Origin of the sequence: Pseudomonas floridensis (assembly GCF_002087235.1) — a bacterium.
In the GTDB taxonomy this organism is placed as follows: domain Bacteria; phylum Pseudomonadota; class Gammaproteobacteria; order Pseudomonadales; family Pseudomonadaceae; genus Aquipseudomonas; species Aquipseudomonas floridensis.
Window position 1 is genome coordinate 1 of record NZ_MUIO01000019.1, and the last position, 17,795, is coordinate 17,795.

The following is a 17,795-nucleotide window of genomic DNA, read 5'->3' on the forward strand; positions in this document are numbered from 1 at the left end:
AGCATGCCCATGACCCGCGCTTTCCGGTGGATGACAACTGGCTGAATCTGGTCGATGAGCTGATCCATCATTTGCGTGAGCAGGCGGGGCCTGTGTGGGGCGTGGGACATTCGCTGGGCGGGGTGTTGCATTTGCACGCGGCGCTGCGCTGTCCGCAACTCTATCGCGGCGTGGTGATGCTGGACTCGCCGGTGCTGGGGCTGGCCGACCAGTTGTTCATTCGTGCCGCCAAGCGACTGGGTTTCATCGATCGCATCACGCCTGCCGGCCGCACCTTGGGGCGTCGCGAAGCCTTCGCCGATCTGGAATCGGCCCGCGCCTATTTCGCCAGTAAAACCCTGTTTCGTCGTTTCGACCCCGAGTGCCTGGATGCCTATCTGCAGCACGGCCTGCAGGCGGACGGCGAACAGTTGCGCCTGCGCTTCGATCCGGCGACCGAGATCAGTATCTATCGCAGCATTCCGCACACCAGCCCTCTGCCGTCGCGTCGGCTCAAAGTGCCTCTGGCGATGGTGCGCGGCAGGCACAGCCGTGTGATCATGCCGCATCATGGCTATCTGGCCAGACGCATGCGCGAAGGCGAATACCTGTCGATGCCGGGAGGGCACATGTTTCCACTGGAGCGGCCGGATGAGACGGCACAGTTGCTCAGATCGCTATTCGTTCGCTGGGAGGCGCGCAGCGCGCAACGTAACGTGTCGAAAACGATTGTATGAAGTGCCCTGTCGAAGAGGTGCGCCTGAGCCTTGGTCATATCGAACTGGCTGCCCATCTGTTCGGCCCCGAGGACGGCATACCGGTCATCGCGCTGCATGGCTGGCTCGACAATGCCAACAGTTTTGCCCGTCTTGCGCCGCAGCTTGAAGGCTTGCGCATCGTGGCTCTGGACATGGCAGGGCACGGGCATTCCGATCATCGTCCGCCCGGTGCGGCCTACACCCTGGCCGATTATGCATTCGACGTGCTGCAGGTGGCCGAACAACTGGGCTGGGCGCGTTTCGCTCTGCTCGGGCATTCATTGGGTGCCATCGTATCGGTCATGCTGGCGGGCGCGCTTCCCGAGCGAGTCACGCACCTGGCGTTGATCGACGGACTGATTCCGCTGACCGGCGAAGCCGACGCTGCCGCCGAGCGAATGGGCTCGGCCTTGCAGGCGCAGTTGTCGTTGCCCGGCAAGAAAAAACCTGTGTACCGCGATCAGGATCGTGCCATTGAGGCCCGCATGAAAGGCGTTGTGGCCGTTAGTCGCGAGGCGGCGGAGTTACTGGCGCAACGTGGCTTGATGCCGGTGCCGGGGGGTTATACCTGGCGCAGCGACAGTCGACTGACCTTGCCGTCGGCAACGCGTCTGACCCACCTGCAGGCGATGGCATTCGTCGACAACGTACGCTGCCCGACCCAACTGATCGTTGCCCGCGACGGCATGCTGGCGAAAAAACGGGACCTGTTTTCCAGCCTGCCGTTCGGCATCGAAAGCCTGCCGGGCGGACACCATCTGCATCTGGATGACGAGGAGGGCGCGCGCTCTGTTGCACGCTGTTTCAATCGCTTCTTCGCTGCTTCTTGACTTGCAGTCGGCAACTGCCGAGGCTGAGCGGGTTGAAACAGGAGTCAACCGTTATGGATCAACCTGCTACCGCTCATGATTGCCTGCGTGGCAATCCCGTTCATTTTCCATTCCCGTCTGTCTGCCGATGAGAACACTCATGCGCGTAACAAGTGTTCCTGTGGTTGCACTGTGTGTGTCGCTCTTCAGCACGATGGTCGCCGCCGCCGATGTGTCGGGCAGTCAGGACCTGCAGATTCTGCCACGCCTGGCCAACACGGAAATCGTCGATTACCGCCCCCGCGCCGAACTCGAGCGCATTTACCCGATGGGTTCGATCCGCAAGATCAGTGGCCAACTGCGCTTCGATGGTCAGGTCAGTGCGCGAGGCAACCTGACGTCCGTCACTTATCAGTTGCCGCCCGAACATACATCGGATGACGCCTTCACTGCCGCACGCGAAGCGCTGCAGAAAAAGAGCGCCGAATTGCTGTTCTGGTGCCAGGCTCGGGATTGTGGCGAAAGCAGCCTGTGGGCCAACGAGGTGTTCGGTAATGCCAAGCTCTATGGTGCCGATGACCGGCAGGCTTACCTGTTGTTGCGGCTGGCCGAGCCCGACAGCGAAACACTTGTCGCGCTCTACAGCATCCCCCGTGGCAACCGCCGTGCCTACCTGCATGTCGAGCAATTCGAAGCCGTTGCGCCGCTGGGCGATCTGCTGCCGACCTCGGCCACTTTGCTGAAACAACTCAAGAGCACCGGCAAGCTGGATCTGCCAAGGCTCGGCGGCGATCCGCAGGATGCCTGGGTGATGCTGATTTCCCGTGGCCTTAACCTCGACAGCACGCTGCGTGCGACGCTCTCGGGTGCCAACGCGGCGGCCTGGCGTGATGCGTTGGTCGGCAAAGGCGTACGTGCTGCGCGGCTCGAGACCGGCAGTGACGATAACAAGGGATTGTCCATCGAGGTCATTCGCTAGACGCTTTTTCGGGATGACGACGAATACGGCTGACGCCAGTCGTGTTCGTCTTTATGCTCGCCACTTCAGATTCCTTTTCATAGGCACCGCATGTTCAACAATGATCGTTTGCTGGTTCAGATCCTGCTGCTGGCGCTGTTCGGTGCCTGTCTGTGGGTGATGGCACCGTTCTGGTCGGCCTTGGTCTGGGGCGCGGTGCTGGCGTTCGCCAGCTGGCCGTTGATGCGTTTGCTGACGCGCTGGTTCAATGGCCGGGAGTCACTGGCCGCGCTGGTCATGAGTCTGGGCTGGCTGGTGCTGGTGGCAGCGCCTCTGGTGTGGTTTGGGTTCAATCTGGCAGATCATGTGCGCGATGCGACGGCCTTCGTCAAAGACGTGCAGGTCGATGGCCTGCCCGATCCTCCGGCATGGCTGGCGGGTATCCCGATCGTAGGAGAGCGTCTGGTCGGGTTCTGGACCACTATCGATCAGCAGGGCGCGGCGTTCATGACCACCGTCAAGCCGTATCTGGGCGAGGTAGGCAACTGGTTGCTGGCGCGCAGTGCGCAGATCGGCGGCGGGATTCTCGAACTCACCCTGAGCATCGTTTTCGCGTTTTTCTTCTATCGTGATGGTCCGCGTCTGGCGGCGTTCGTGCTCAGCCTGCTGGAGCGCCTGATCGGTGAACGCGCCCAGTATTATCTGGATCTGGTCGCGGGCACGGTGCAGCGGGTGGTCAACGGTGTGATCGGCACCGCAGCGGCGCAGGCGGTTCTGGCATTGATCGGCTTTCTAATCGCAGGCATTCCCGGCGCGCTGGTGCTGGGTATCCTGACGTTCCTGTTCAGCCTGATCCCCATGGGCCCGCCACTGGTCTGGCTGCCGGCCACCGCCTGGCTGGTGTGGCAGGGCGAGTACGGCATGGCGGTCTTTCTGGGCATTTGGGGCATGTTCATCATCAGCGGTGTGGACAACGTGCTCAAGCCGTATCTGATCAGCCGGGGTGGTAATTTGCCGCTGGTGATCGTCTTGCTCGGGGTGTTTGGCGGACTGCTGGCGTTCGGGTTCATCGGCCTGTTCATCGGTCCGACATTGCTGGCGGTGGCGTACAGCCTGTTGACGGACTGGGTGGGTAGCGAACGGGCGCGTACGCCACGCTGAAGCCGCGGGCAGAAACCGTCGCCGGGCAAGAACCGGCGAGGGTCGGGTTTTCAAGCGGCGGTGTCGAGGTCTCGGCCGACCGGCTTGCTGCCTTGGGTGTGGTAGCGCTCGGTCAGCGCGGCAATCATCTTTGTCGAGCGAGTGTGGGGCCTGGAACGATGGCGATACGCGCTGATTCAATGCCGCGGCAGATCGAGCACCGCCGTCAGGCCGCCGCCGGGCGTTTCTTCGAGGGTAAGTTCGCCGCCGATTCGCCGCGCAGCCTCACGGGCGATGGTCATGCCCATGCCGACGCCGCCGGAATTGCGGTTGCGCGAACTCTCCAGCCGGTAAAAGGGCTCGAACACGCTCTCGCGAAGTTCAGGCTCGATTCCGGGGCCATGGTCTATCACCGAGACCCTGACCCGATCAACATCGTCCTCGATAAGGATCCGCGCATTGCCAGCGTAGCGCAGCGCATTGTCGACCAGATTCTGCAGGCACGAACGCAACGCCATGGGCTGGGTCTTGAGCGGTCTGCACTGACCCTGGGACTCAACGTCGTCGCCGTTGTCCTGGGCATTTTCGGCCTGAGATTCGATCAAGGCCTGCAGGTCGAGCTGCTGCAGCACTTCGCTGCGGCGGTGTTCGTTGAGGTAGGCCAGGGTCGCGTCGAGCATGTTGATCATGTCGTTCAGGTCCTGGGTCATCTGCCCGTGCAACCGGGGCTCTTCAATCTGTTCGACGCGCAGCTTGAGGCGGGAAAGAGGCGTGCGCAGGTCATGTGACACGGCGGCGAGCATTCGGCCACGCTGCTGCATCTGGTCACGCAGCTTGTGCTGCATCAGGTTGAAGGTCTGTGCGGCCTGGCGTGCTTCACGCGGACCGGAGATTTCCAGCGGTGGGCTGTCGAGGTTTTCACTCAGACGCTCTGCCGCTTCGCTCAGGCGCTGTACCGGCCGGCTCAGTGCCTTGGCACCGTACCAGGCAGCGATGATCAGCGTGATGAATTGAAAGAACAGTGGAACCACCGGACCGCCCAGCAATGGCGGTCGCGGCGGGCGGCGCATGGCTTGTGCGTCGCTCTGATCGAGCTGGCCCGTGGATTCCTGCATCGGTGGCGGCGGTGGCATCGGGTGCATGCCGTAATGCATGAACCACATGAACGCCAGCAGATGCGCAAGCAGGATTGCCACCAGCGCACCGCCGAACAGCCGGGCAAAGAGCGTATCGAACTTGCGGATCACAGGAGGTTCCTCAACCCGGCTCCCTGGCGTCGAACAGATAGCCTTCGCCGCGAACGGTCTTGATCAACTGCGGGTTCTTGGGGTCGTCACCCAGTTTCTGGCGCAGACGCGATACCAGCAGATCGATGCTGCGATCAAAGGCTTCGATCGAACGCCCGCGCGCCGCATCAAGCAGTTGTTCACGGCTCAGCACGCGATGCGGGCGCTCGAGAAAGACCCGCAGCAAACGAAACTCGGCGTTGGACAGTGGTACGACAAGCCCGTCGGGCGCGATCAACTGGCGCAGAACGCTGTTCAACCGCCAGGTATTGAAGCGGATCGTGCTGCGCTGATCGCTGCGTTCATCACGCACCCGGCGTAAAACGGTCTGGATGCGCGCCACCAGTTCGCGAGGTTCGAACGGTTTGGCCATATAGTCATCGGCACCCAGCTCCAGACCAATGATGCGGTCGGTCGGCTCGCAACGCGCCGTGAGCATCAGGATCGGGATGTCCGAGGTGCTGCGCAGCCAGCGGCACAGCGCCAGACCATCTTCACCCGGCAGCATCAGGTCCAGCACCACCACGTCGAAGGTCTGCTCACTCAAGGCTTGACGCATCCGTGCTCCATCGGTCACGCCCTGAGCCTGGATGTTGAAACGCGTCAGGTAATCGCACAGCAGCTCGCGAATCGCCACGTCGTCGTCGACGATCAAGGCCCGCACGGCCCAGCGTTGTTCGGCCGAGTTGCTTTCGGAGGGAGTGTCGGGAAATGCCTGCATAGTGCTTCTGCTGCCTGGTGACGCTGCCATCACTGGCCGCGGTTGAAAATCAAGGCTCCGGGCATGCTACTTCGCCAGGAGGCGCGGCGAAAGGGTGGCGTGGCCAGATGTCTGCGGCATGTCGTGAATGTATCCGGGTCGATACACGGCGCTGAACACCCCCCCGCGTCCCCGCGATGTGAGTTGCCTAGCAGTTTTGACAGTACCGATGACATCGGCAAGAACGTTAAATGGAGTTTGCATGCAAACGCTGCTCCTGTGGTGGCTGTCTGTCAGTGATCGTCTGACCGTTCGAGTGTCGACCCAGGTCCGGCATGCTATCGCCCATTCGCGGATGATCCATTGTCAAGGAGACGAATCGATGACTAAGTCTGATCCAATCGCAGCCGAGCAGACTCGGCAGAATGTCCTGAAAAAGCGCAGTAACCGTTTAAGGAATGCCGCCAGACTGGGCCTGCCTCCACCCGAACTCAATGGGGTGTTGGGTGCCATCCCGGGCGATGAGAGGTACCTGTGGCCCAAAAGCCTGTCGGGCTCCGATATGACTGTCAAAGTCCCCAATAGTGTGAATTTGTCTGCGAGTGAAATATTGACCTTCTATTTGAACAACGAACTTCTGGAAGAGCGTACCTTGGTCGACCCAACGAATGATCCCAATGAGAGGAGTTATTTGATCGAGGCCGATAAATTCTCTGTAGAGGGGAAGTACGATGTCTACTACCGCCACCAAACAATTTTTGGGAATCCGCAAGACTCAGAGGTCCAGGCGTTCCATGTCGATCACACCAACCCCAACGGTAACCAAGGAGGCACGGCCCCGGTTTTTCCGACGGACATCATTGAAAACGGCTTGACGGCCGCTTATTTCGATACTGAACCACCTGTTTCATATGTTGAGATCACTATTCCTCGGTCCAGCGACATCACGGCGGGTGACACGATTCTGCTTTATTGGGGGACAGGTCCGAAGCAGGCGGAGGAAGACATCGTTCCTATATTTGTGCATGACGTCACGGAGCAAGAGGCGGCTGACGCCCAGCAGCATCAAAAGGATCCTGTCGTGCAACTTGGGCGCGACATCATCGACACGCTGGATGCAGGAAAAATTGGCGTACTTTACCGCTATCTTGATCGCAGCGGTAATCTCGGCCAGCCCTCGATGTGGCAGGAGATATACGTTGATCTGCGACCTCTGCCGACAAACCTGCCAGCTCCCGTTGTGGATCTGGCAGCTGACGGATTGATTGACAGAGCCGATGCCCGCCTGGGTGTGTGCGTGGAAATTCCTTCGGCTTATGGCAATTCAGAAACGGATGACCTAATTCAGGTCAGATGGCATGAGACTGATGTTTCCCCGGTGCCGCTATCCGGTTTTCCCATGTTGATTCCCATTGACTGGCCGACGCTCTCGGCAGGAGGGCAAACCATTGAGGATGAGGTCGATGTCGGCTATAGCGTGATCCGCGGATTGGCCGGAACGCAGTCACCAAAAATCAAAGTGCAGGTAAATTTCACGGTGGCGGGTGAGGAGCCTGACCCGGATCCGAATCCTGGAGGACCCGATCCGATCAATGACAAATTGCCGAATGTGGTGGTGACAGGTGAGAGCGGCGGGCCTGACAATGAATTGGTCGATGCCGACAAAGGAAAGCCCGCTACGGTCTCCCTGACGCCTATTCCCGTAAAGACGGGAGAGAACTTGAGTTTTTACTGGGGCACCTTGAAACCGGCTGTTTGTGTAATGACAGTAGACGATACTACGGCGGATCCAGTTAAAGTTACCGTGCCGTGGGACACGATTCAGGAAGGTGGTTATAACGAAAAGCTCCCGGTCTATTACACCACGTCTAACGGTATCAATGAGCAGGAATCTGCCCGCACTGAGGTGAAAGTGCAAGTGGTCGATTTAATAGGGCTTAAGCCTGTAGCGTTTCCAGATCAGTGGCCCGAAAGTACGGTCGGGCCTGTCATCAATTGCTGTTCATTGCCCTGGAATGGCATAAGAATAAAAGTGTTCGATACGGACAACTTCGAAGCGGGTGACAGTATTGGCGTCAGTTGGGAGGCATACAGTGATATCGACGGCAATCAGTTGATTACGGGGACTGAAAAGAGTTTTGGGCCTGAAGAGCTGACGGATGACATGGTCCGGGATGGATTTAATATGACGATACCCTACGACCCCTGTGTAGAGCCTATTCATACTAATGGTAGCGGGTTCGTGACGTATACACTGACCAAAAAAAGTGGGCAAACCGGTTCTCAGGTTACGCGGGTCTTAGTCTCGCGAAATTTGGGCAGTGGCGATTTGTGCTCCCCGGAAAATCCGGGCAATTGTGGACCGGCACGCGGCGCGGAAATGCCAATACCAAACGATAAGTGAGGAAATGGCACAGGCTGACGCTCAGGCTACCTTACAAGGTAGAACCCTATCTCTATCGGGAAAAACCTTGGTTCTCATTAAAGCGAAGCGGGTACGAACGATGGGATCAATGGTAGCGGTTGCCCGCGGCTTATTATCTATAGAAGCAGGGCGGTTGCTAAACAGGAGGTTCTAGCGCAATTCGATCTGTAGAGCTGCAGGAACGGCTATACACTTAATGCCAGCCGGCCTTATGTGGGAATAGTCCTACAAGAATATCGGATCAGTCTTGCATGAGTTTGAGGTGCAATTCTGTAGTCTGCGCGGCCGCTTATCAATCAGGGGCATGGCCGGAGGAATAACACGAACTTCCGGTCTGCTCCTCGGCCCCAGGATATTTGTCTATGTCGACTGCCGGTTGTTCTTTTCTTCGTCCTTTATCTGCCGCCCTCAGATGGACGCCTTTGCTTCCTGTGATTTTTCTGGGTGACGCAGCTCTTGGAGTGCCCGGCCGACCTGTACCGGTAGACGGCGTGGTCAGAGAACTCGATCAGTTCAGTGCCGCGAACAACTATAGGTTGACCAATCAGGGCACATTGAACGTTAACGGCGGCGCCCAGCACGGATCCGTAAATTCCATACATTCAACGCTCACGATGGCAGCCGGGACGGCCATTGAGTCCGCCGACCTGACGCTCGGTTCCTCCATCTCGATGACGGGCTCGACGATTACGAATGGTTTGACGGTCAACGAGAGTCAGGGAACGGTGACCGACAGCACGCTGCTCAGCACCAATGGCAATGGCCTGTCGGTCGTGCGCCAGCAATCCGATACCGCAGGTTCGACGGTTCTTTTGACCGGCAGCAGTAGCACCGGTGGCCGTGCTGGCGCGCTGGTGACGCATTTCAGTACGCTCAACCTGGTGGACTCGCAATTGGCCGGGACCGGTCAGAACGGTGTCGGCCTGCAGCTCAATGCGGGCGTAGTCGAGGCCAGTGACGCCAGCAGCCTGTCAGGCACTGTGAACGGCGTCATCATCAGCGCCGAGACGCTGTATAAGGACGCCTCTCTGACACTGGATGGCAGTCAGGTGACCGGTGGAACCGGCGCTGCCATACGGCTTGCTCCGCTCGCTGCCTCGCTCCCTGCGCCAGATGCCATCATCAACGTCAATAACGGCTCTACATTGACCGGTGGCAACGGCAATATCATCGAGTCCGCTGGCGGGTCGATCGCGACGGTCAATGTCAATGCCAGCGACTTGAACGGTAATGTGCAGGTCGATGCCAACAGCACCGTCAGTTTCAACCTGAACCAGGGCCGTCTTGTCGGAGATGTCGTTGCCGAGTCTGGCGGCACAGCCGATGTGCAGCTGGACAACGGCGCCCTGCTGACCGGTCGTCTCGAGAACACCCGACGTGTGTCCATCGACAACGGCTCGCAATGGACGATGGTCGACAACAGCAGTGTCGAGAACCTTTCAATGAATAATGGCTCCGTCCAGCTTGGCGAGGCGGCGGCGTTTTACACCTTGTCGGTGGCCAATCTGTCGGGCAATGGCACCTTCAGGATGGATGTGGACTTTGGCGGCGCGCAGACCGATTTCATCGACATTACCGGCAGCGCCACGGGCAACCATCAGTTGCTGGTCAGCAGTACCGGCAGCGATCCGACTACCGACACCAGTCTGCATGTGGTGCATGCGCAAAGCGGCGATGCCGGTTTTTCGCTGGTGGGCGGGCGAGTGGATCTGGGCACCTGGTCCTATGACCTGATCAAGCAGGGTGACAACGACTGGTATCTGGATGCCACGACCCGTACGATCGGCCCTGCGCCGCAGACGGTGCTGGCCCTGTTCAATGCCGCGCCGACCGTCTGGTATGGCGAATTAAGCAACCTGCGTTCGCGCATGGGGGAGCTGCGCTTCAATGGTGGCCGTTCTGGCGTCTGGATGCGTGGTTACGGCAATAAATTTAACGTAGCCAACGCCTCGGGTTTTGGCTACAAACAAGCCCAGCAGGGGATCTCTGTCGGTGTGGATGGCAATATCCCCACTGACAACGGGCAGTGGGTGGCTGGCGTGTTGGCAGGTCAGAGCACCTCTGATCTGAGCCTTGATCTCGGTGCCACCGGCAAGGTCGACAGTTATTACGTGGGTGCCTACACCTCCTGGCTGGACAAACAGAGCGGCTATTACCTGGATGGCGTGATAAAGGTCAACCGCTTTCAGAACGAGGCCCGGGTCAACCTCAGTGATGGTACGCGTACCAAAGGTGATTACAACAATTCGGGCATCGGTGCCTCGCTGGAGTTCGGACGCCACATCAAGCTCGATGACGGCTACTACATGGAGCCTTACGCACAATTGATTGGCGCGGCCATCGGGGGCAAGGATTACTCGCTGGACAACGGCATGCGTGCCGAGGGTGAACTGACCCGTTCGTTGTTGAGCAAGGTCGGTGTCACCGCAGGGCGCAACTTCAACCTCGGTCAGGACCGGGTTGTGCAACCCTACGTTCGAGCCGCGCTGGCACATGAGTTCGTCAAGCGTAACCAGGTGCAGATCAACGACAACCGGTTCGACAACGATCTGTCCGGTTCGCGCGGCGAATTGGGTGCCGGTGTCGCAATTGCCTTTTCCGGCCAACTGGAGGCCCACGTAGATGTCGAGTACAGCAACGGTAGCCGGATCGAGCAGCCGTGGGGTGCCAACGTAGGGCTCAGGTATAACTGGTAGAAATATCGAAAACCTCAGTCACCGCCAAAGGGAAGGCCATTCGGTCTTCCCTTTTTCATGGGTACCGCCAACAGTCTTGGGCCTAGCAGACTTGCCAGTTTTCATTGGCAGCGTTCAGGCATTCAATCAAGGTCTCCAATGGACTGGTTCTGGTTTGCGTCGCTGAACCGGACGAGGAGGGTGCAGATGACTCTTTTCACATCAAGCAAAGGCCTTCCGCCACCTGTCGTTGACGGTCTGCTTGACGACGATCCCCGGTGGGATGAGACCGGTTTGTTAAAGGTAACTGACCCCCCCTCGGACTTGAACTTCACCGTGCCTGCCTGGGATTACCAGCCACTTCCCAGCCTGAAGACAGTATTGGAAATAGACTGGGATGGTGAGACTAATTATCGTAAGGAGTGGGATGACAGCGTAACCTCATTACCTGAAGACGACCTGTCATTTGTCGTGCCATCAAGTCGACTCGAGCACGGCCCACACACGCTGTGTTACACCGTGACTACGGCATTGGGCAACAGGCAGCACTCGGCGACGCAGACGATCACGGTGGATCAGGTTGCGCCCACATTTGGTGCCGATCATGGGCGTCTGGATTTCGACACCTCAGTGATTACCGCGGCGTATCTGGGAACACACAACGATCAGGTCGAAGGCAGGATTGTGTCCTATAACGGCGGCAAGCCCGGGGATGTCGTGACGTGGTACTGGAGTAGTGATCCTTTTTCTTTTGGTGATGCCCAGCGGGTGTCAACCAGAACCCTCGAACGTGGTGATTTTCAGAGCCCGTCCAGGTCTGTCATGCCCCGTTCTTTGTGGAGCCTGGCTCGCAGGTTTTTGAGAAACGTGATTCATAGGCTTCAAGGAAGGAAGGTCAGCGAGTGCGTTGATTTCATGGCGCTGCCAAAGCCCATCACGTTGATCTTTCCGGGAACGGTGATCCGTGACAGTAAGGATGGCAAGCGCTATGCGTTTTGCAACATCTGCGACCGCGCCGGCAATCCCGGGCCATATTCGCAGCCCGTGGAGTTCGAGGTGACAGTCGAACCTGCCCCTCGTGATCTGCCGCCGCCCGAGCTTATGGAAACATCCGGGTCGAATTCCAGCACACTCGACCCCATGAGAGCCACCGGCGGCGTTCGGGTGCAAATCCCCGAAGATGCCGTCATAAACCCCGGTGAAACTGTCTGGGTTCAGTGGGGCGATCCTGGCAGTGTGGGTTGCTGGCGAACGGATGAGACAGAGTCCGGCCTGTTCAGGATTCCGTCCACGCGGATTGCCCAGCATTTTGGCAAACAGATTCCCGTTTATTACGAAGTGTTCGAGCCGGGCGTCGACCTGCCTCATGTGTCACAAAACCACTGGTTGACGGTCTCGGAAATCAGTGGTTTTCCGACGGTGCAATGCGACAAGGCCGCCAATGGCTCGCCGCTCAGGCTGGGCTCCATCGAGGAGGGCGGAAGGGCTTCGTTCACGCTCGAACGCTGGACGTTCATGCACACCGATCAACTCATCGACATCAGGGTAGAAGGCGTAGACGCCTACGATGCTGGCGCACTGGTGGTAGTGACGGTTCTGGAAAACTATCAGGTGCCTGTGGTCGCCCAGAAGATCGATGCCGGGTATATCACCAAGACGGATTTGCGACGTTTCAAGGTCGATCAGACGTTGAGCGTCAAGGTCAAGGTCAGTTTTGATGAGGGATTCACCTGGCAGCCTTTTCCGATGCTGAGACCGTTGCTGTCCCAATGATGGGACAGCACTGCATCCCGGAAGCTATTTGTAGGTCATCGTGAAACTCAGTGCGCCTTTGGCAAGACCGGGTCGAATCGCACTACTGGCATCGGTCTGATAAAAGCGGGCGTGAAAGTTCAACACTGTGTTGCCCGGGCTGATCGCGATCAAAGGCACCTCGGTCTGCAACTCCATTGGCGTGATCCCGTCTGCCTTGAGTACCTGAATACCCACGCCCTGCGCGTCGGAATCGCTGGTCAGACTGAACACGCCGCTGTTGACCGGCCCTACGGGTGCCGAGCCTTTGACGCCATCGAGCTGGATGTGAGCCGTAGCGACGAAGCTCGAGCCCGGGTTCGGATCCGTTTCGCAGTCGCTCAAGGTGATGCTGAAAGGCACCGCAGCTGTAGTGAAACCAGGGCCGGTAAAATCTGCGCTGTCCCATTCACCGAGTGGCACGGGGTCTGCACTCACCGCATTTGCGCCTACGCTGCACTGGGCTTGAGTGACGGTGCCGACCAGTTTGAAACTCATGATTTTGCCCAGCGTGGTGACCCTGCCAGTCCACAGGTCACTGCTGAGCACCTGAGGACCAGGTGGAATAGGCCCGGTTTTCACCAGTGTGACTTGGGTCGTCAACGATTTGATCTGGATGGAAGTGAGCATCGATAGATGATCGTTGACGGCAAGGTAAGGCACGGCAGCAGAGCCGTCCACGGGATGAAAGCATGTGGCGCATGGACGTGAGCCTGGGGAGGAGAAAGGGAATTCCAGTTTGATTCGCGCGCCTACGCCTGGAATATTGGTCTGCAATATTTTGCCGGTCACGTCCTCGCCGTTGATCGGGTCCACTACACCGGGGAAAATCGGGGCGGTCGCAGTGGCTTCAAATTCGAGCAGAGCGGTACCGTCATTCTTGCATGCGGCTTCCAGCCCCGCCGGATCGTAGACTGTCGCACTCACGTCAACGGCACCGATCACCGAACCTATTCGTGAGTCTCTGGGAATGAACAGCGCGCCAATTTCACGCTGGAAGTATTTCACCCCGGGGTTGGTCACCCAATAGCAATCGTTTTTCGGTGTCTCCCGCGGGGGAGCAGCCAGGGCAATGGTGGCGTGGCTTGCAGACAGGACAATCAGGCTGCAAGCCAGATAATACAGCGCGGTGTTCATGAGGGTTTTCCTGATAGGGCGGCGGTGTGCACGAGGGATGGGCGCAGTCATGGCGTGCACGTTACTTCCTGTAATCGGTAGCCTTTTGCCAGAGGCATGCTGGACGGATCGATGCGTAGACGGCATTGCGGTTCGGGTCGATTGCCCCAGCGCACATCAAGCGTTTGTGGCTGCATGCCTGTGGACAGCAGGATCTGCCCGCCCTGACCGGCAACGCCCATGAGGTTTCCCTGTACATCGCTGATCTGTGCGCCGAATGGCAATGGCTGACCATCGGCGGCGCGGGCTGTGATGACCAGTCGGGTGACGCTACGTGCTGCAAAGGTGGTTTTGACCACCGCGCCTCGGGTCGGCACCACTTGAGCGCTGCCGTTGTCGATTTCCACTTCCGGGCCTAGCTGGTCGGTCTGAAGTACGATCTGGTTGTAGCGATAGGGACGCAAGTACGGCACCAGTGCATAGCCGTGGCTATCGGTCTTGACGCCGGTCGCATTGTGGATTCCGACGCCGGGTGTATCCGGGACTTCGACCAGCGCAATGGTGTCGCCCAGACTGGGTCCCAGTTCGATGCCGTCGGCGTGGAGCAGGACGGCACCGCTGGCGTTCATCGAGGTGCTGCGGTAGTGATTGCCTTGGGTCACACCTGCGCCAATGCTGCCGAATGGGGCCTGATAGCCCAGCCCGATCCCTGCGCTTTGCTGGCGGCCGTCATCATTGCTCAGGCTGGCGAGGTAGCTGAGACGGTTTTCGTCGAGACTGCCGCTGAGGCTGGCACGCTGGCTTTGGCGGTCACCGCTTTTCTGCACATCGAACGTCGCGTTGCTCAGGTGTCCCAGGTCCAGCGGCATCGACAGGCTGAGTCCCATTTGCATGTCGTTGCCACGACTTCGTGCATTGCTCAGTGACTGCGACGCGTAAAAATTGTAAGTGACGCCGGCGTATTGGGTGTTGGCGTTGAACTGGAATTGGCGCTGCTCATGGTCAATGCCCCAGTAGTCCTGCCGGGACAGCGTGAGGCTGACGCTGCTGCGGTTACCGACTCTCTGATGAAGGGATACTTCCAGACGGCTGCGACGGCTGCCTTTGAACAGGCTGTTGTCGTTGCGCTGATGCAGGGTTTCGTCGAAATCCCGATAGCCCTGAGTGGAGTAGCGATAACCGGCAAAGCGCAGGTGCGTACGGGTCGCGAATGCCTTGCCATACTTGAAGGCATAACTGATGCCTTGCACACTGGGTTGGCCAGGTTTGTCGATGTTGGCATTCGAATGCGTTACATCGAATGCCAGCGCACCCAGGCCACCCATGTCCCTGGATATCCCCAGCGCAGTGGCACGGTAGACAGCGCTGGTCAGCAGACCTCCGTAGAGGGTTGAATTCCAGCCTGTACCGACGGCCAGTGTGCCTTGCCATAACCAGGGGTGTTCGATCGCGTCGAAACCATTGTAGCGACCCATCGCTGCGCTGTATTTCCAGTTGCCTTCACGCAACAGATTGCCAATCGTGGCGTAGGGCTGGGTAAAGCGCCTTGTCTGTCCATCGGCCTCCGTCAGCACCACCTCCAGTTCGCCGCTGCCTGCGGTGATCAGGTCGTCGATTTCATAAGGACCGGCGCTGACGTAGGTTGAGTAGACAGGAAAGCCGTTCTGCAGCACCTCCAGCTTTGCCCTGGTTTGCGCCACGCCACGAATGACCGGCGCATAGCCCTGCAGCCCATCGGGGAGCATCTCCTGATCGGTCTTGATCAGGGCACCCTTGATCGGCAGGCTCAGGAACACGTCCCCACCGGTGTAGGTCTCGCCGACCGTCAGGTTGGCGCGGGTGCCGGGCAGGTCACGCTGGGCGTAGGCATAGGCCCTTGTCCATTCACGGTTTCCCTCTTCGTCGTGACGCATGCTGTGATTGCTGCGCAGCCGCCATGCGCCCAGGTTGACGCCGCTGTTGAGGTACAGGTCGGCGCTGTTGCGCCTGCCGGTTTCAGCACCGGTACTCTGTTGGGCTGATGCCTGATAGCTGAAAAACGCCGCACTGATGCCGTGGTCCCAAAGTGTCGGGTCGACCTGACCGAGTGTGTCACGGCGCATGGCGATTTGCGGGATGGATACCGACAGTTGCAGCTTGCCACCGTCGAGACTGATCTGTGCTCCAGGGACCAGTTGAAACAGGTCGACACACGAGGTCTCCAGAAGCGCCGGGTTGGCGAGACTGTCAAGCCGCAGGCCCATTTGTTCCAGCAGTTCCCTGGAGAGGCAAGGCAGCAGACGTTCACCTTGCGGGTCGGTGTCGAAGCGCAATTCCCGCTGGCCGAAATAGCGACTGTTGACCTGAATCTCTACCCAATGCTTGCCAGGGGCAAGGTCCTGCATGGTCACCAGCGTATCGAGCGCCCGGCTAGCGGCGTCGCCATAGCCCGGCCCCTGACGCAGGAAGCCGGACTGGAAGGACAGATCTGCCAGTGCGGGACTGGCGTCGAGAAGGAGGGCGCTGCTGCCGTACACCAACAGCGAGCGCATGAAACGCAGGCGCACCGGTATGAGCCCGGATCCGGATAATAGGGTCATGAAGAATGTCCTGGGATGAATCGACGCGGTGTTACGGGACCAGGCTGACCGGGAGGGTCACGGGTGTGCTGTAGCCGCCGTAGTCGTTAATCGCGGAAAACACCACCTGAAGGCCTGGTGATGCTTGTAGCTCGTGAAGCTCAAAGGTCTGAGATGTCATCGGAGCCAGCATCGCGGCCTGTTTGATCTTTTCCGTCTTGTCGCCGGCGTTGACTTCCAGGCGGATGAACGAGATATGAAAGGGGGTCGGGTTGGTCGCTGTCAGTTGCGTCTTGCCTGCCAATCGTCTGGCCGACCACTGCACATCCTTGAGACGTGTCATGGGGTTATCGGTCAGCAGAGCGGGGCGATAGAACAGCTTGATACGGGTACGCAGAGCGATATTCAGTACATTGCCCTGAGTGTCGTCCTTCTGAGGAATCTCTTGCACGTTGAAATAGAACAGTGATTCGCGATCAGCAGGCAGGTTATTGGGCAAGCCGTTGATCTGTACCTGCTGTTCCTTGCCGGGGTTCAGGCGAAACAGCGGTGGTGAGGACGCGAACGGCACTACCGTGGTCGTGTCGTCTGCCGTTGTATTGACCCAGGTCTGCACCGCGAAGGGGCGGTTGCTGGGGTTGGAGACGATTACCGATGTGCTGCGTTTGTCGCTGACAAACACCACGCGAGTCGCGTTGACGGTCAAGGCAGCCTGAGCCGCAGGCAGGCAGCCGGCCAGCATGAGCACAGTCATGCAGATACCGCGTGCAGGCCTGACAAGGGCCTGCTGGCAGATGATGCCGATCATGAGAATTTTACCTTGTGCATCCAGCCCCCCGTAGGGACTGGATGCATTGACGATGCTTGCGGTGAACGGCGCGCGGGCCGTCACGTCAAGCGGAAGGGTGGGGATCAGTTGAAGGAGACGAGAAAGCTCACATCTGCCGAAGCGGTACCGGGTTGGACGGTCGCTGCAGTGGACACGTAGTAGGCATAGAACCTCATGTCGGTGACTCCGTCGATCAACGGGTAATCTGCAGATTCGTCGCCGGGCGCGATCGCGTTATTGGATTTGTCCTTGATCATGATCGCAACGCCTGCAGCGTCATCGGCAGCCGTTCCCACAGCGAAATAGTCAGGGTTGGTAGCGTCGGCTGTGCCATCGAACCTCACTTTCGCAATCGGATCGGGAGTGCTGATGCATTTGCCGCCTGTGTTGTCGACACGCAACGCGAAGTCCTTGCCTCGCAGGGCCTGACCGACGGCAGTAAAGCGGCTGGCCTCAACCGAGCCCATTTTCACCAGGTTACCGATGGCGCCGTCGCCCGGATTGACCACTTCAATGGGGCAAGTGCTGCTGGTAATCTTGCCTTCGAAGTTGATGGTGCCGGTGTTTGCAGACACCGAGGTGTTGACCAGCGCAGCAGCCAGGGCGAGGCCCAGTGCAGGGAAAGTTGTTTTCATGATGGATACCTGAAGATATTAAGTTACGAAGTCTGTAAGTAACTATTTATGTCGTTCAATTGCTTGATTTGGATTAGCTGTCATGACGGGGCGAGAGTCTAGTAGGGAAGCGTGGGCGATCACAGTAGGGGTGCCC

Annotated in this window: 13 protein-coding genes; 7 read left to right on the forward strand and 6 right to left on the reverse strand. The window is 58.8% G+C overall.

What is annotated here, in order from left to right:
• The 4 genes from BZK31_RS06395 to BZK31_RS06410 form a co-directional block, all read left to right on the forward strand.
• A partial coding sequence (locus tag BZK31_RS06395) for an alpha/beta fold hydrolase (protein ID WP_083181953.1) occupies positions 1–716 on the forward strand: 716 nt, incomplete at its 5' end.
• Positions 713–1,567 (forward strand): alpha/beta hydrolase, encoded by an 855-nt coding sequence (locus BZK31_RS06400; protein WP_083181954.1) that lies wholly within the window; start codon positions 713–715, stop codon positions 1,565–1,567. The genes BZK31_RS06395 and BZK31_RS06400, both read left to right, overlap by 4 nt.
• Positions 1,568–1,706: 139 nt before the next feature.
• Positions 1,707–2,525, forward strand: coding sequence for a DUF4892 domain-containing protein (locus BZK31_RS06405; RefSeq protein ID WP_167377869.1), 819 nt, complete (start codon positions 1,707–1,709; stop codon positions 2,523–2,525).
• A gap of 90 nt (positions 2,526–2,615) precedes the next feature.
• On the forward strand, positions 2,616–3,665 hold the full coding sequence (locus BZK31_RS06410; RefSeq protein WP_083181956.1) for an AI-2E family transporter: 1,050 nt from the start codon (positions 2,616–2,618) through the stop codon (positions 3,663–3,665).
• 176 nt (positions 3,666–3,841) lie between these two features.
• Here the strand turns inward: BZK31_RS06410 and BZK31_RS06415 are convergent, their stop codons facing one another.
• Together BZK31_RS06415 and BZK31_RS06420 are read right to left on the reverse strand one after the other, a co-directional pair.
• A complete protein-coding gene (locus tag BZK31_RS06415; protein WP_083181957.1) occupies positions 3,842–4,891 on the reverse strand; it encodes a sensor histidine kinase in 1,050 nt (349 codons plus the stop codon).
• Between the two features lie 10 nt (positions 4,892–4,901).
• A complete protein-coding gene (locus tag BZK31_RS06420) occupies positions 4,902–5,651 on the reverse strand; it encodes a response regulator (RefSeq protein WP_102136505.1) in 750 nt (249 codons plus the stop codon).
• Between the two features lie 361 nt (positions 5,652–6,012).
• Here BZK31_RS06420 and BZK31_RS06425 point away from each other — a divergent pair, with 361 nt between their 5' ends.
• The 3 genes from BZK31_RS06425 (at position 6,013) to BZK31_RS29400 (ending at position 12,503) form a co-directional block, all read left to right on the forward strand.
• A complete protein-coding gene (locus tag BZK31_RS06425; RefSeq protein ID WP_157900707.1) occupies positions 6,013–8,034 on the forward strand; it encodes a hypothetical protein in 2,022 nt (673 codons plus the stop codon).
• Between the two features lie 383 nt (positions 8,035–8,417).
• Positions 8,418–10,751 carry an autotransporter outer membrane beta-barrel domain-containing protein gene (locus BZK31_RS06430; RefSeq protein ID WP_083181959.1) on the forward strand — a complete coding sequence of 778 codons (2,334 nt, stop codon included), beginning with the start codon at positions 8,418–8,420 and terminating at the stop codon, positions 10,749–10,751.
• A 186-nt stretch (positions 10,752–10,937) separates the two neighbouring features.
• The gene (locus BZK31_RS29400; protein WP_157900708.1) at positions 10,938–12,503 is read left to right on the forward strand and encodes a hypothetical protein; all 1,566 of its coding nucleotides are present in this window, start codon (positions 10,938–10,940) and stop codon (positions 12,501–12,503) included.
• 24 nt (positions 12,504–12,527) lie between these two features.
• Here the strand turns inward: BZK31_RS29400 and BZK31_RS06440 are convergent, their stop codons facing one another.
• From BZK31_RS06440 to BZK31_RS06455, 4 genes are all read right to left on the reverse strand, one after another.
• Positions 12,528–13,658 carry a fimbrial protein gene (locus BZK31_RS06440; protein ID WP_083181961.1) on the reverse strand — a complete coding sequence of 377 codons (1,131 nt, stop codon included), beginning with the start codon at positions 13,656–13,658 and terminating at the stop codon, positions 12,528–12,530.
• Positions 13,659–13,705: 47 nt separating this feature from the next.
• Positions 13,706–16,216 (reverse strand): fimbria/pilus outer membrane usher protein, encoded by a 2,511-nt coding sequence (locus BZK31_RS06445; RefSeq protein ID WP_083181962.1) that lies wholly within the window; start codon positions 16,214–16,216, stop codon positions 13,706–13,708.
• Positions 16,217–16,247: 31 nt separating this feature from the next.
• Positions 16,248–17,003 carry a fimbrial biogenesis chaperone gene (locus BZK31_RS06450; protein ID WP_083181963.1) on the reverse strand — a complete coding sequence of 252 codons (756 nt, stop codon included), beginning with the start codon at positions 17,001–17,003 and terminating at the stop codon, positions 16,248–16,250.
• 104 nt (positions 17,004–17,107) lie between these two features.
• Positions 17,108–17,659: a fimbrial protein gene (locus tag BZK31_RS06455; protein WP_083181964.1), complete on the reverse strand. Its 552-nt coding sequence runs from the start codon at positions 17,657–17,659 to the stop codon at positions 17,108–17,110.
• Positions 17,660–17,795: the final 136 nt, after the last annotated feature.